This window comes from Actinomyces oris, assembly GCF_001929375.1.
Lineage (GTDB): Bacteria > Actinomycetota > Actinomycetes > Actinomycetales > Actinomycetaceae > Actinomyces > Actinomyces oris_B.
On the sequence record NZ_MSGO01000012.1, the window covers coordinates 1 to 13,516 of the forward strand.

Below are 13,516 nucleotides of genomic sequence, written 5' to 3' on the forward strand. Positions count from 1 at the left end.
TCGTCGAGCCTGCCGGAGTCGTCGTAGGCGCCGGCGAGGTTGTTGCGTGAGATGAGGGTGTCGGGGTGGTGGGGTCCCAGGATGCGGGTGCTGTCTTCGAGGGTCTGTTCGTACAGGGGGATGGCCTCGTCGAGCCTGCCGGCGTCCTGGTAGGCGCCGGCGAGGTTGTTGCGTGAGGTCAGGGTGTCGGGGTGGTGGGGTCCCAGGATGCGGGTGCGGTCTTCGAGGGTCTGCTCGAAGAGGGCGATGGCCTCATCGATCCTGCCGGAGTCCTGGTAGGCGCCGGCGAGGTTGTTGCGTGAGGTCAGGGTGCTGGGGTGATCGGGGCCAAGGGTGTCGCCCGCCCGCGTAACAGAATCAGTGAGGGTAAGTGCCAGTTGTGGCATCCCAAGGTCGGCTGCATTCCATATCGTCGTTGCGAGTAATGCGACAAAATCTGGATCGGAAAATAATGGGCGAGAGTGGTCTTGAGATGTGACCGCACCTATTTGTTCAACGAGATTTCGTGTTTCCTGTCGCTGCTGTTCAAAATTAGCTAGTTTGTCTATGTCAATCTTGTCGAGGATGGTTGTTGCGTATGTGCATGCTTTGTTAAATTTCCCTTGTTCGCTCAGGTAGGTTTCGCGGTAAACTTGCCCTTGAAGGCGGTGAATGATGGTCTTATCGCCGTCGGTGGACTCTTGAAGGATGGATGATCTCTTCAGGAAAGACAGGCTGTCTCGTACCGCGTCGGAGTCATCTTCAAGCGCCAGAAGCCAGTGAGTCGGCACTCCGGAGGCAGCGAGGAGAGACAGTGTGTCAAGGAGTGAGGTGGCGACGCTCTCCTGCTGAGGGTGTTTGGTTCTGAGCTGCTCCAAGGCCTGTTCGTAGGCCATGAACAGTGCGACCCCAACTGCGTCCGGGTAGTCGTCGCCCTCGAGGCGACTGATACTTGACTCGAGCGGGTGATTGCATAGCCTGCCAAGGTAGTCGGATAAGGCGTATCCGCCCCATTTTGCTGTCGCAGCGGCTTGGGTCACGGCGACAGGGAGGTCTCCAAGCGCGTCTGCGATCTGGTCTGCCGCCTCGCGATGAGTGTCGCCACTGCGTTCGCAGAGGAGAGTGGTCGACTGATCTCTTTCAAAGACGCCGACTGTGATTGGGTGCCATCCGAGACTGTCCCAGTCAAGGTGGCGCGTCGTGGTGATGATGGCTCGAACTCCGCTGCCCTCGGGGGTGAGATCTCTCAGGTCGTCGAGATTCTCCACGTTGTCGAAGACGAAAAGACAGTCCGCCGCATCTGCTGAATGCAGTTGATCCAAGAAGCAGCGAATAATAGTCTCCGGAGGAACCTCCTTCGGTGCATTGATGCCTGTCCGTAGTGCGAGCTCGTAGAGATCGGCAACAAGCTCCGTACGTGAGGCTGCATGGATCCACGCGACTATGGGCCAGCACTCCTCTTCGCACCTGGCTGCCACCACGGCGGTCAACTGTGTCTTGCCGCTTCCTCGCATCCCCGTCAGCACTGTACGAGGCTCGGCGCGGGTGAAGATGGCATCGAAGAGCTCATCCTGCCCTTCTCGCTTGATGAAGCCTGCGCTGACCCTGGGGCGGCTACCGAAGCGAATCCGCGTGGGTGAGGCAGGTTGGCTCTGCGGGATCGCGCTATGGATCTCCTTAATGTCCGTCGCCATCGTCCCCAGCAGTTCGTGAGTCTCTGCTTGCCTCTCCAGCAGCTGTTCTTGCCCTGCAAGTAGCTGTTCCTGGCCTGCGAGCAGCTGCTTGAGTGCGGCGATGTCGAAACCGCGTGAGCCTGGTGCGAGATGGATGAACTCTTCGGCGACGATGTGGGTCAGGTCGTTGAAGAAAGGCTCGGCTGCCGCCTCGACGTTTTGGCGGCGGCCTGCCGTCCGCCGTCGGAGGTAGGTCTCGAAGTTGTCCGGGAACCGCACCGCCTGAAGAACTGTGGTGTCGTCCCCGCTGAGTTCCTTGAGCGCCACCTCCATCTCGGTGACGGCGCCAGCAAGGGCGGATTGAGTGACTCCGGTCCGCTCGTACCGCTCGCCAGCGGCATCCACCTGCTTCTGAAGTCGGGTCTTGACAGATGCCTCCAGCGGATTCTCCTGTCCACCTCGCCCCTGTTGCAGACGTCTCAGGCTGCGCCATGCGTTGAGGGCCTCGCTAGGCAGCGACGCCGCGCTGCCCCACGAAGGATCAACGGCCACAGCGGCTCCGCGCATGAGCAGCCCGGTGATGCTGGCAGACAGGACGGCGAGGGAGAGGGGATCGGCCATGCCGCTATCGTACAAGCGGTCAGCGTCCCCGAAACAGAATTCTTACGGCACCTCGAAGAGCTTCGTCGCTTCCTCGGATCTCCCTGCGGCAAGGTAGGCATTGGCGAGGTTGCCGCGCGAGGTGAGAGTGACAGGGTGAGCAGGTCCCAGGGTGCGGGTGCGGTCCTCGAGGTTCTGCTCGAACAGGGGGATGGCCTCCTCGAGCCTGCCGGCTGCCTGGTAGGCACCGGCGAGGGTGCTACGCGAGGTGAAGGTATCGGGGCGATCAGGACCCAGGATGCGGATGAAGTCGGCGAGGTTCTGCTCGAATAGGGGGATGGCTTCGTCCAGTCTGCCCGCGTCCCGGTAGGCGCCGGCGAGGCTGTGGCGTGAAGCCAAGGTTCCAGGGTGGTCGAGGCCCAGGGTGCGGGTGCGGGCTTCGAGGTTCTGCTCGAACAGGGGGATGGCCTGATCGAGCTGGCCCGCGTCCTGGTAGGCACCGGCGAGCGTGCCGCGCGAGCTGAGGGTGTGTGGGTGGTCGGGACCCGCGAGACGGGTGAATTCCTCGAGGTTCTCCTTGTACAGGGAGATGGCCTGATCGAGCCTGCCTGCATCCCGGAAGGCGCCGGCGAGGCTGTGGCGTGAGGCCAAGGTTTCAGGGTGGTGGGGGCCTAGGACTCGGGCGACGTCGTCGAGGTTCTGTTTGTACAAGGTGATGGCTTCGTTGAGCCTGCCCGCATCCCGGTAGGTAGCGGCGAGGTTGTTACGTGCGGCCGAGGCGCCGGGGCTGTCGGCGCCCATGATGCGCATGGCGTCTGCGAGGATCTGCTTCTTCAGGGTGATGGCCTCGTCGAATCTGCCCGCTTCCCGGTAGGCCCCGGCCAGTTCGTCGCGTGCGGTGAGAGTGCTGCGGTCATCGGGTCCCAGGACGCGGCTACGGCCGCTGAAAACCTGCTCGTACAGGGCGATGGCCTCCTCGAGCCTGCCACTCGCTCTGTAGGCGCCGGCGAGGTTGAAACGTGAGGTCAGGGTGCCGGGATGGTCGGTGCCCAGGACACGGACGGAGTCCTCGAGGGTCTGCTCGTACAGGGCGATGGCCTTGTCGAGCCTGCCCGCGTCCCGGTAGGTACCGGCGAGGTTGTTGCGTGAAGCCAGGGTGTCGGGGTGGTCGGGGCCCAAGGCGTCGCAGGCCTGAGTCACGGAGTCAGTGAGAGTAAGGGCGATCTGCGACATCCCAAGGCCGGTCGCGTATTCCAGTGTCTCGGCAAGCTTTGAAGACACCTGTGGCTCAGAAAACAGTGAATGAGAGTAGTCCTGCGAAGCGACGGAGAGCAGCTGCTCGATGAGACGCTGGGTCTCGTATCGCCGCTGTTCGCCATTCTCTAGGCGGTTAACGTCAATCCCGCTGAGAACTGATGTGGCGCACGTACGCGCCTCACCGAGCTTCTTCTGGTCATTCAGGTAGGTCTCCCGGTGCACGTGTCCCTGGAGCCAGGGAATAATGGTCTTGTCGCCGTCGCTGGACTCTTGGAAGATAGCGGTGCTCTTCAAGAAAGACAAGGTGTCACGTACTGCGTCGGAGTCGCCGTCGAGCCTCAAGAGCCAGTGAGTCGGCAGTCCGGAAGCAGCCAGGAGGGACAGTGCGTGGAGGAGCGATACGGCGATCCTCTCCTGCTGAGGATGCTCGGTTCTGAGCTGCTCCAAGACCTGTTCATAGGCCATGAGCAGTGCGACCCCGACGGCATCCGGGTAGTCATCGCCCTCGAGGCGACTCATGCTTGACTCGAGCGGGTGACGACTGAGCCTGTCAAGGTAGCCGGATAAGGCGTATCCACCCTGTTTTGCTGTCGCCGCGGCTTGGGTGATGGCGACGGGCACGTCGCCAAGCTCATCCGCGATCCGGTCAGCAGCTTCGCGGTGAGTGTCGCCGGTGTGCTCGCACAGGAGGGTGATCGACTGCTCCCGATCGAAGGCACCCACCGCCAACCGCAGCCACCCCGGGCCGTCCCAGCCGAGGTGGCGCGGGGTGGTGATGAGGACCCGGACTCCAGCGCTCTCGGGGATGAGGTCTCTCAGGTCGTCGGGGTTCTCCACGTTGTCGAAGACGAAGAGGCGGTCCGCTGCCTCTGCTGAGCGCAGCCGATCCAGGAGGCGCTGAACAATGACCTCCAGAGGGATGTTCTTCGGTGCGTCGATACCGATCCGCAGTGCAACCTCGTAGAGACCGGCAATGATCTCCTTGCGTGAGGCCGCATGAATCCACGCGACCAGGGGCCATTCCTCCTCCTCGCACCTGGCCGCAACCGCGGTGACCAGCTGAGTCTTGCCGCTTCCCCGCATCCCCGTCAGCACCGTGCGAGGCTCGGAGCGAGTGAAGACGGCGTCGAAGAGCTCATCCTGTTCCTGCCGCTTGACGAAACCTGCGGCGATCGCGGGTCGACTTCCGAAGTGAGTTCGCGTGGGAGAAGCGGATGGGTGGCGTGTGGTCATGCTGCGAATCTCCCCGATGTCCTTAGCCGACGTCCTCAGCGGCTCGTGAGTCTGTGCTTACCCCAGGGGGTTGCCATGGCGCCCATCGTACAAGCGGACGACAATGCAGAAGCAGGCTTCATGGGGCGTCGGAACCCGACGCTGAGGAGCACAGAAACCACGTGGGGCAATGGAAGAATCCGTTGCCCCACGTGAAGAATGCCGGCGGAGGTGAATTGAGATCGGTGGCAGGGGCTCCGTCAGGCGGCGATGGTGCCGGCGGAGACCAGGGCGATGATGATGAGGCCCAGCAGCACGCGGTAGACGAGGAAGGACGTGAACTTGTTGGAGGACACGAAGCGCAGCAGCCAGGCGATGGTCGCGTAGGCGACGACGCCGGAGACGACGGTCGCGATAATGGTGGGCGTCCAGCGCACGGTGCTGCTGATGGTGCTGGCCTCAGTTGCAGCCTCCAGCAGGCCGGCCGCGACCAGGGACGGAATGCCCATGTAGAAGGACAGGCGCGTGGCCGTCACCCGGTCGAACTTGAGGAACAGGCCTGCGGAGATCGTCGCCCCGGAACGGGAGATGCCGGGGAACACCGGGGCCAGGGCCTGGAACGCACCGATGATGAGGGCGTCCTTGACGGTCACGTCCTTCATGCCCTTGGTGAGGTTCTGCTGGCGGTCGGCCAGCCACATGGCCCCCGACCAGATGATGAGGGCCCCGGCGATCACCCACAGGGAGCGAACCGGTCCCTCAATGAAGTCCTTGAACAGCAGTCCGACGGCGGCCACCGGGATCGATCCCAGGATGATGCCCCAGCCGAGCGTGTAATCGGGGTCCTGTCGGGCCTGCCTGTTGGCCAGGCCCCTGAACCAGGCGGTGACGATGCGGACGATGTCGGCCCAGAAGTAGATGATGGCGGCGATGATCGCGCCGACCTGGATGACGGCGGTGAAGGCGGTCATGCCTGCGGAGTTGATTTCGTAGTCGAGCAGCTTCTCGACGATGTTGAGGTGCCCGGTGGAGGACACCGGGAGGAACTCGGTGATGCCCTCGACGATGCCGAGGAGGACGGCGTGCAGCCAGTTCAAAGGGACTCCTGGGGTGGACGGGTTGTGGACTCATGGCAGGTTACCGGCGCACGAGGCGGGGAAACGGCCGGGTCACTGTGGTACCCGCCGCAGCGGCGGCGGTTCAGCCGCGCGGCGACACCGGGGCAAAGGCCCAACTCTGTGGCCGCATATCAGTTTGTATCCCTTTTATAACGTTGGATGCGTGACAAGTCCAGCCCGTGCGACCTCGGCGTGTGGCCGAGGAGCGGTCGTCGGCTGCTGCGACTCACTCCATGACGAGGTGTGCTGCGTGCTCGCGCAGGTACTCGCGCAGATAGGGGGCGGCGAAGTCGACCTTGCCGTAGCCGGCGGTCTTGATGATTCCGGCGGCGAGCAGCCGGTTGCGGTAGACCGACACGTAGTTGACGGGGCGGTCCATACGTTCGGCGATGTCGGCGATCTGTGACGGACCGTCGTCCTTGGCCATGCACACGAGCATCGTTCGGTCGACGTCGGACAGGTCGCGCAGCGCCGGGGCGTGCACCAGGTTGCCGAGGCGCAGTCGGGCGGCGGTCGTTCCTGCGGCGACTGCTGGCTGGGTCACTGGGCCATCGCCGCTGTGTTTCCACACCTGATACCCCACGAGCTGGATCATGAATGGGTAGCCGCCGGTCGCGTTCGCGCACTCCTGAGCCAGGTCGTTGCTCAACGCCTTCTCACCCGCGTCGAAGGTCGACTTCAGGGCCTCGCAGACGTCGTCGATGGTCAGCTCGCCGAGCTCGATCCGCTCGGCCCGGCGCAGGAAGGTGGTGATGTCGTCATTGAGGAGCTCCTCAACGGCCTTGGGGAGGCCCGCCATGAGAAGGCCGATGGGAGCCCCCTCGCGAATGAGGTGCTGCACCTCTGCGGACAGGGCTCGCAGCTCCTCGCGCGGAATGGCATGCACTTCGTCGATCGTGAGCAGCAGACCGGTGCCGTGTTCCGCGAGCCACTGGGTCAGAGCTCGCGCCTTCTGCCGCCAGGAGGGTTCAGGAGTGGGCGCGTGCTCGAGTGTTGCGCTACCGCCACCAAGCGGTGTGCTCAGGCTCAAGGAGGTCAACCGTGAGCGCTCCTTGCCGGCGAGCTGCGACAGCTGGCGAGTGAACTCGGCGGCGAGTCGGTCCATGAGCCCCTTTCGTGCGGTCTCATCAACGACCACCCAGCCGCGCTCTCGTGCCGAGTCTCCCAGAGCGGTGAGCATGACGGTCTTCCCGACGCCCCTGGCGCCAGTGATGAGCTCCAAGAGCCCAGGCGCTCCGGGGCCGTCGTCGAGGCTTTCCAGAAACTCCTCAATGACGCGGTTGCGGCCAACAAGCAACGGAGGCGTTGCGCCCGCTGTCGGTTTGAAGGGGTTGGCCATGTGTGATCGTCTCCACTTTTGCGTGTTTTAGATCTTTTAGATCTTTTATAACTTCGGGGTGCACTGATGTCCAGCGGAAGGGAGCGCCGGCTCAGTCCGTCTCGGCGCTCAGGTGGTGCAGGGCGACGTCGTGCAGCAGCGAGTTCGTGGCCACCGCGTTGCCCCCGAAAGGCCCGGGCTCGCCATCGAGGGAGGTGAAGCGCCCGCCCGCCTCGGTGACCACGGGCACGAGCGCCGCCATGTCGTAGAGCTCGAGCTCAGGCTCGGCGGCCAGGTCCACGGCGCCCTCGGCCACGAGCATGTAGGACCAGAAGTCCCCGTAGGCGCGGGTGCGCCAGCACGACTGCATGAGCCCCAGCATCCCGCGCAGCCGCTTGGTCTGAGCCCACCCCGACAGCGAGGAGTAGGACATCGAGGCTCGGGTGAGGTCGTCGACGCCGGACACCGACAGCCGCCGCGCCGAGCTCAGGGACCGTCCGGTCCAGGCCCCGCCGCCGGACACGGCCCACCAGCGCCTCCCCAGCGCGGGGGCCGAGACCAGTCCGACGACGCACTGGCCGTCCTCGATGAGACCGATGAGCGTGGCCCACACGGGTACGCCCCGCACGTAGTTCTTGGTTCCGTCGATCGGGTCGATGACCCACTGGCGTGAGGAGTGCCCGGTGGTGGGCAGCTCCTCGCCCAGGACGGAGTCGCGCCCGCGCGCCCGCCCCAGCTGCTCGCGGATGACGCGCTCGGCCTCCTTGTCGGCCTCGGTGACCGGTGTGAGGTCCGACTTGGTCTCCACGGTGAAGTTGCCGGCGTCGAAACGGGCCAGGGTGAGGCTGTCCACCTTGTTGGCGATCGTGTGCGCCAGGTGCAGGTCATCGCGCCAGCGCCGTTGCTTGGCCGGGGGAGCCGTCAGCGCGGGCTGCGCCGCTGCCGGTGAGGGCGCCGCGGGCGGTTCCGGAAAGACGGGGCGTTGTGGGCGGGGAGTCTCGCTCATGGCACCACGGTAACGGGGGAGCGGGCTCGGTGAGGCCCCACCGTCGTCGGGCGCGCCATCCGGCAGGCCGCCCGGTCTGAGCCGAGCCGTTACCTCGCCGTGAGATTCCGGACGGCGTGAGAGGCGTCGGGGGAGGGGTGGTTTATTTCCCGTTATCTTGCGGAAGAACGGCGTCGGTCATCGCACGGATAGGCGTCTTCGATTTGGCGGCCTGTTACTGGTTCGTTACGCTGAAGGGCATGACCCAACCCGGGAGGCTCAATGCAGCATAGTGCCGGTTTTACCAGGGATGACGTTGTCACAGCGGCCCTTGAGATCGGTGTGGACCGGTTCACGATGGGCAAGGTGGCACGTCGGCTCGGGGTGAGCACGGCTGATCTGGGACGCACCGTCAGCTCGCGCGACGACCTGCTCGTGGCCTGCCTGGAGCGTGTGTCCGCAGATGCCACACTGCCCCCCACCGGCCTGAGCTGGCAGGACTACCTGCGCCGGCTCTCCGACTCGCTGTGGGACGTGCTCGACGCCCATCCCGGCCTGGACCACACTCTCATCAACCTGGCCTGGGCCTACGTGCCTTTCATGTCGGTGGCCAAGCGCGCCCACAACTCCCTCGTCTCCGGTGGCCTACGCAGTGAGGACGCCTACCTGGCGCTCAACTACACCCTCTCGACGGTTCTGACCGCCCACCAGCAGGCGGTCGCCATGGCCGAGACCGTCGAGTCCGACCGTCATTCGGGTCGGAGCGGGCGCGGCATCGACGTCGCCACCCGCATGTGGGACGAGCGCTTCGGCGACTCGAACGCAGCCCTGGGCATGCGCCGGCCCCACGAGCTGCACAGCGGTGACGACGCCGACCGTGTCCCCTTCCGCCCCAAGGAGTCCTGGCTGGACCGCGGTGCGATGGCTCCCAAGCTGGAGATCATCATCGGCGGCTTCTCCAGCCTGAGCGACGTCCTGTCCGGCGCCGGGAGCAACGGCGCCTTACGGGGGACATCCCCCGCCTCGCAGTCCAACGACACCAGGGAGTCCTCCGTGAACACTCTCGTTCTCGTCTTCCACCCCAACATCGCCGAGTCCCGGGTCAACAAGGCCCTCGGGGCTGCGGCGGAGTCGCTCGGCGGCAACATCACCGTGCGCTACATGTACGACCTCTACCCCGACTTCAACATCGATGTGGCCACCGAGCAGGCGGCCCTGCTGGGTGCCGACCGCATCGTGCTGCAGTACCCCATGTACTGGCTCTCCTGCCCGCCCCTGCTCAAGAAGTGGCTCGACGACGTCCTCACCTTCGGCTGGGCCTACGGCTCGACCGGCACGGCCCTGCACGGCAAGGAGCTGCTGCAGGCCGTCAGCGTCGGCGGCGCCGGCAGCGCCTACGGCCGCGAGGGCGCGCACATCTACACGATCCACGAGTTCCTGCGGCCCATGCAGGGGACCTCGCGAGTCATCGGCACCAAGTACGCGGTGCCCTTCCTGTCGGTGGGCGCCCTGGAGATCACTGATGAGGCCATTGCCCGCCGGGCGCAGGACTATGCCGCGGTCCTCCAGACCCCCGAGCTCCCGCTGCTCGACATCTTCGGCTGAGGCATCTGCGAGACGCCTCGAGGGCCCGGGCCGGTTCGCCGGTCTGGGCCCTCGGGCATGCGGACGCTGCCTGCCGGCGGGTTCAGCCGCGAGGCTCCAGAACCGGCAGGTCCGTGGACTGCAGGGTGGCTGCGTAGTCCTCAGCCCGCTTGGCCAGGGCCTCGTCGGTGATGGTGAGGGTCCCGGTGGTGGTAAAGGGCTCGAGGTAAGTCATCTGGACCATGTTCGCCGTCGCCTGGAGGGGACGCAGCAGCTCGGTGAGCGTGTAGCCGTAGGAGGACTCGTGGCTGTAGGCGTCGCCGGGGCCACCGGTGCTCACGGCCACCAGCAGCTCCTTGCCGGTCGAACCGTAGGCCCAGCCGTAGAGGAGCACGTCGTCCTGCCACTGCTTGAGCAGGGCGGGGGTGGAGTACCAGTACATGGGGAACTGGAGGACGACTCGGTCGGCGGCCTCCAGGGCGGCCTGCTCGGCGGCGACGTCGACCTTCTGGTCGGGGTAGAGGTCGTACATGTAGCGCACGGTGACGTCGTTGCCGAGGGTCTCGGCCTTGGCCGCCAGGAGGCGGTTGGCGCGCGAGGCGGACATGTCGGGGTGGAAGACGAGAACGAGGGTCTTCATGAGTGCTCCTGTTGTCAGACGATGATGGTGGGTGGCGTGTGGCTCGGTTCAGGGTTCCAGGAGCACCTTGATGGCACGGCGCTCGTCCATGGCCTTGTAGGCCTCGGGGGCCTCCTCCAGGGGCAGGCGCAGGGTGAAGACCTTGCCGGGGTTGATCTCGCGCTTGAGGATGCGGTCGATGAGGTCGGGCAGGAAGCGGCGCACGGGTGCGGGGCCGCCCAGCATGTGGATCTCGGCGAAGAAGAGCTGGTCCCCGGGCAGGGAGACGCCGTGAGCCACGCCCACGTAGCCGAGGTGCCCGCCGGGGCGGCAGGAGGCGATGGCCTGCATCATCGAGGTCTGGTTGCCCACGGCCTCGACGACGCCGTGCGCGCCGTAACCGCCGGTGAGCTCCTTGACCTTCGCGGCTCCCTCGTCACCGCGCTCGGCGATGACGACGTCGGCGCCGAACTCGCGGGCGAGCGCCGCCCGGTCCTCGTGGCGGGAGAAGATGATGACCTTCTCAGCCCCCAGGGCCTTGGCGGCCAGGACTGCGGACAGGCCCACGGCGCCGTCGCCGACCACCGCGATGGTCTTGCCAGGGCCGGCCTGGGCCGCGACGGCCCCGAACCAGCCGGTTCCCAGGACGTCGGAGGCGGCGAGCAGTGAGGCGATGATCTCGTGGTCCTCGGGCTTGCCTCCGGGAACGACGACGAGGGTCCCGTCGGCCAGGGCCACGCGCGTGTACTCGGCCTGGGTGTCCCCGATGAAGCCGCCGTTGGCGCAGCGCGACTGGAAGCCGTCCTCGCAGATCTCGCAGGTGTTGTCGCTCAGGCAGAAGGAGCCGACGACGAAGTCGCCGACCTTGACGCTCGTGACGTCGTCGCCGACCTCGACGACGGTGCCCACGTACTCGTGGCCCATGGGGCGGGCCTCCTTCAGGGGCTGGATGCCCCGGTAGGGCCACAGGTCCGAGCCACAGACGCAGGCGGCCTCGAGCTTGATGACGGCGTCGGTGGGTTCGATGACGTGGGGGACCTCGCGGTTCTCGACACGGACGTCGCCGGCGGCGTGCATGACGACGCCGCGCATGGTGGTGGGCAGGGCTGGAGCAGAAGCAGTCACAGGTACGTCCTCATATCAGTGCGTGTTGATATGTGAAGACTAGGCGCGGGCCTCGGCGCAGGTCCACCGTCTGGCAGGTTCTGTCAGAGGCGGCCGGTGTGGGGTGTGGGGGACTGGTCTTGGCGCGTGAGGCAGGTGTGTTTCGGCCCGAGCACGGGCGAAGACCGGTGCCGGCGAGGGGGCAGTGAGGCGCGCAGGCGGTCGCGGGTGATCGCGCTCGGCCGAAGCCGGGGCGCGGCGCCGCCGTTCCTTACCCGGTCTACACGATCTCCCCACGGTCTTGCTGGCCTTCCCGGACTCCCGACCTGCGCGGTCTCCGGAGTCTGGCGTGGAAGCGTGAGAACCGGCGGGGGTTCCGGTGAACGGTTCGGAGATGACCTGGACCGCGGGGCCGAGGACCTCCCCGGTATGCCGAGGCAGTGCCGGTTTGTTCCTCGGTGGCCTACGCTGAGCACACTCCTGGCTGCACGGCGGCCTCTGCGGGGTCTTGTTGTGGTTGCGTGATGGTTGGTGGATTCCTGCGAGGTCAGGTGGCGGAGCGTGTGCACGGTTCACGCCGCCACAATGGCTCTCCCTGGACCCGGTCGAGGCCGGCGGTTGTGGGCTGGGCGAGGCGAGAAGCGCCGACTCCCCTGGGGAGTCCCGTTTCGGGGTTTTCCACAGGGTGGCCTCGGGCCCTGGTGCAGGGGCGTTGGGGCAGGTAGTGTCAATACACCGCTTGGACGGGCAGTGTCGCTCGGCCGGGCGGGGTATGGAGTTGTTTTGGTGGCGAGGAGGCTTCCGTGATGAGTACGTCCCTACGATCCCCCAAGCCCACAGGTGCCCGGCGTACTGCATCCGGCTCTGAGCCGGTCGCCGTGGCGGAGCGAAACCCTGCCGCACGCAGCCGCCGGCAGGGTGCGGCTGGGGTGGTGGTGTGTGTGCTGGCGCTGGGAGTGGTGGCCTGCTCGGTGAGGGATGCTAAGGCTGAGGCCAGCGTGAGTGCCAGTGCCAGCGCGTCGGCGGCTATTGCTCGGGCTGAGAAGGGCATCGCTGACGCCAACGCAAGTGCGACCGCCTCCCGTGAAGCGGCTCTGACTCCTGAGCTGCGCGCCAAGCGCGACGCAGCCCTGGCCGAACCCGCCCCGGCCAAGCCCTCCCAGATGAACGAGGAAACCCCCGAAGGGGCTGCTTCCAGTGTTCGCTACTTCCTCGACCTCTACCGCTACGCCTTCATGACCGGAAAAACCGCCGAGGTTGAAGCCATGAGCGAGAACGGATGCGTTTTCTGTAAATCGGTCATCGACCGAGCAAATCAACTACACAAAGATGGAGGGTGGGCTAACAAGTGGGAGCAAGACGTCACGAATGTGAGGTACTACGATAAACTCGAAGGGTATGATTACAGCCGAATCGAGGCGACCATAAACTACGGAGAAATGACCTCTTATTCTGGGGGGAGTTGGAAAGAGGACGTTGCGCCTCCCACTGAAGGGCAGAAAGTGCGCTTCGCTATTAGGTATGTCAACGGTGGATGGGCGATTCGGGAAGGTGAGGTGCTGTGATGAGTTGCGCATCTTCTGCTGTTGCGGTCTCCTTGGTCCTACCGTTGACATTATTCGTTTCAGTCGAGGCGGCCGCGCTCGGCATTGGCTACAACAATGAGAGCAGCAATAAAGAACCCTCGGGAACTAATGTTCAGTTAGGTGCAAACAACTCAGGTGACTCAACTCAGTTTACCGGAGATAAGCAGGTAACCATTGAATCGCCATCGTCGGGAGAAGAAAACCCTTCACCTAATTCTCCAACCGTTCAGGCCTCGGATCCGTCGATGTGGGAGGAGCAACCCCACTGGGACTGCAATCCAAAACCGAGCAAAGGACTGGATGACGCCTTGGGATGCTTGTTCGGGCAGCGAGGGACCAGGCCTCAAGACGACACAACTGATGCCGGCGGCAGGAGTGGGCCTCGTACGGTCACGATCACCACTCGTCAGGCTGCGACGTTGATTGCTCAGGGCTCGGGTATCACGCGCCAGCCCCCGGGCCCGAAGGTCGTGATCTCCAT

9 protein-coding genes and 1 pseudogene are annotated in these 13,516 nt (G+C 65.2%); 3 read left to right on the forward strand and 7 right to left on the reverse strand.

Features of this window, described 5'->3' with window-relative positions:
• The 5 genes from BKH32_RS03605 to BKH32_RS03625 all read right to left on the reverse strand — a co-directional run.
• Positions 1 to 2,273, reverse strand: a 2,273-nt coding sequence (locus BKH32_RS03605; RefSeq protein WP_075248670.1) for a tetratricopeptide repeat protein, incomplete at its 3' end; no start/stop codon positions are given.
• 42 nt (positions 2,274 to 2,315) lie between these two features.
• Positions 2,316 to 4,742 (reverse strand): tetratricopeptide repeat protein, encoded by a 2,427-nt coding sequence (locus tag BKH32_RS03610; protein WP_075248671.1) that lies wholly within the window; start codon positions 4,740 to 4,742, stop codon positions 2,316 to 2,318.
• A 239-nt stretch (positions 4,743 to 4,981) separates the two neighbouring features.
• A complete protein-coding gene (locus BKH32_RS03615; RefSeq protein WP_075248672.1) occupies positions 4,982 to 5,818 on the reverse strand; it encodes an undecaprenyl-diphosphate phosphatase in 837 nt (278 codons plus the stop codon).
• Positions 5,819 to 6,065: 247 nt separating this feature from the next.
• Positions 6,066 to 7,178 (reverse strand): ATP-binding protein, encoded by a 1,113-nt coding sequence (locus tag BKH32_RS03620; protein ID WP_075248673.1) that lies wholly within the window; start codon positions 7,176 to 7,178, stop codon positions 6,066 to 6,068.
• A 91-nt stretch (positions 7,179 to 7,269) separates the two neighbouring features.
• Entirely contained in the window at positions 7,270 to 8,163 is an 894-nt protein-coding gene (locus BKH32_RS03625; protein ID WP_075248674.1) for an inositol monophosphatase family protein, read from the reverse strand.
• Positions 8,164 to 8,499: 336 nt separating this feature from the next.
• Here BKH32_RS03625 and BKH32_RS14660 point away from each other — a divergent pair, with 336 nt between their 5' ends.
• A complete protein-coding gene (locus tag BKH32_RS14660) occupies positions 8,500 to 9,747 on the forward strand; it encodes an NAD(P)H-dependent oxidoreductase (RefSeq protein WP_343213287.1) in 1,248 nt (415 codons plus the stop codon).
• An 82-nt stretch (positions 9,748 to 9,829) separates the two neighbouring features.
• Here the strand turns inward: BKH32_RS14660 and BKH32_RS03635 are convergent, their stop codons facing one another.
• Both BKH32_RS03635 and BKH32_RS03640 read right to left on the reverse strand, forming a co-directional pair.
• The gene (locus tag BKH32_RS03635) at positions 9,830 to 10,366 is read right to left on the reverse strand and encodes an NAD(P)H-dependent oxidoreductase (protein WP_075248675.1); all 537 of its coding nucleotides are present in this window, start codon (positions 10,364 to 10,366) and stop codon (positions 9,830 to 9,832) included.
• Between the two features lie 48 nt (positions 10,367 to 10,414).
• Entirely contained in the window at positions 10,415 to 11,437 is a 1,023-nt protein-coding gene (locus tag BKH32_RS03640; RefSeq protein WP_075248678.1) for a zinc-dependent alcohol dehydrogenase family protein, read from the reverse strand.
• Positions 11,438 to 12,447: 1,010 nt separating this feature from the next.
• Between BKH32_RS03640 and BKH32_RS03645 the strand changes: the two genes are divergently transcribed.
• Together BKH32_RS03645 and BKH32_RS14270 are read left to right on the forward strand one after the other, a co-directional pair.
• The gene (locus BKH32_RS03645) at positions 12,448 to 13,014 is read left to right on the forward strand and encodes a DUF6318 family protein (protein ID WP_343213286.1); all 567 of its coding nucleotides are present in this window, start codon (positions 12,448 to 12,450) and stop codon (positions 13,012 to 13,014) included.
• Positions 13,014 to 13,516, forward strand: a pseudogene (locus BKH32_RS14270) (hypothetical protein); the annotation flags it as partial. The gene BKH32_RS03645 and the pseudogene BKH32_RS14270, both read left to right, overlap by 1 nt.

Bases quoted from the DNA above. Each gene is read 5' to 3' on its own strand.
- BKH32_RS03635 (WP_075248675.1), bottom strand. From the start codon at position 10,366: ATGAAGACCCTCGTTCTCGTCTTCCACCCCGACATGTCCGCCTCGCGC.
- BKH32_RS03625 (WP_075248674.1), bottom strand. From the start codon at position 8,163: ATGAGCGAGACTCCCCGCCCACAACGCCCCGTCTTTCCGGAACCGCCC.
- BKH32_RS03620 (WP_075248673.1), bottom strand. From the start codon at position 7,178: ATGGCCAACCCCTTCAAACCGACAGCGGGCGCAACGCCTCCGTTGCTT.
- BKH32_RS03640 (WP_075248678.1), bottom strand. From the start codon at position 11,437: ATGCGCGGCGTCGTCATGCACGCCGCCGGCGACGTCCGTGTCGAGAAC.
- BKH32_RS03610 (WP_075248671.1), bottom strand. From the start codon at position 4,742: ATGACCACACGCCACCCATCCGCTTCTCCCACGCGAACTCACTTCGGA.
- BKH32_RS14660 (WP_343213287.1), top strand. From the start codon at position 8,500: ATGGGCAAGGTGGCACGTCGGCTCGGGGTGAGCACGGCTGATCTGGGA.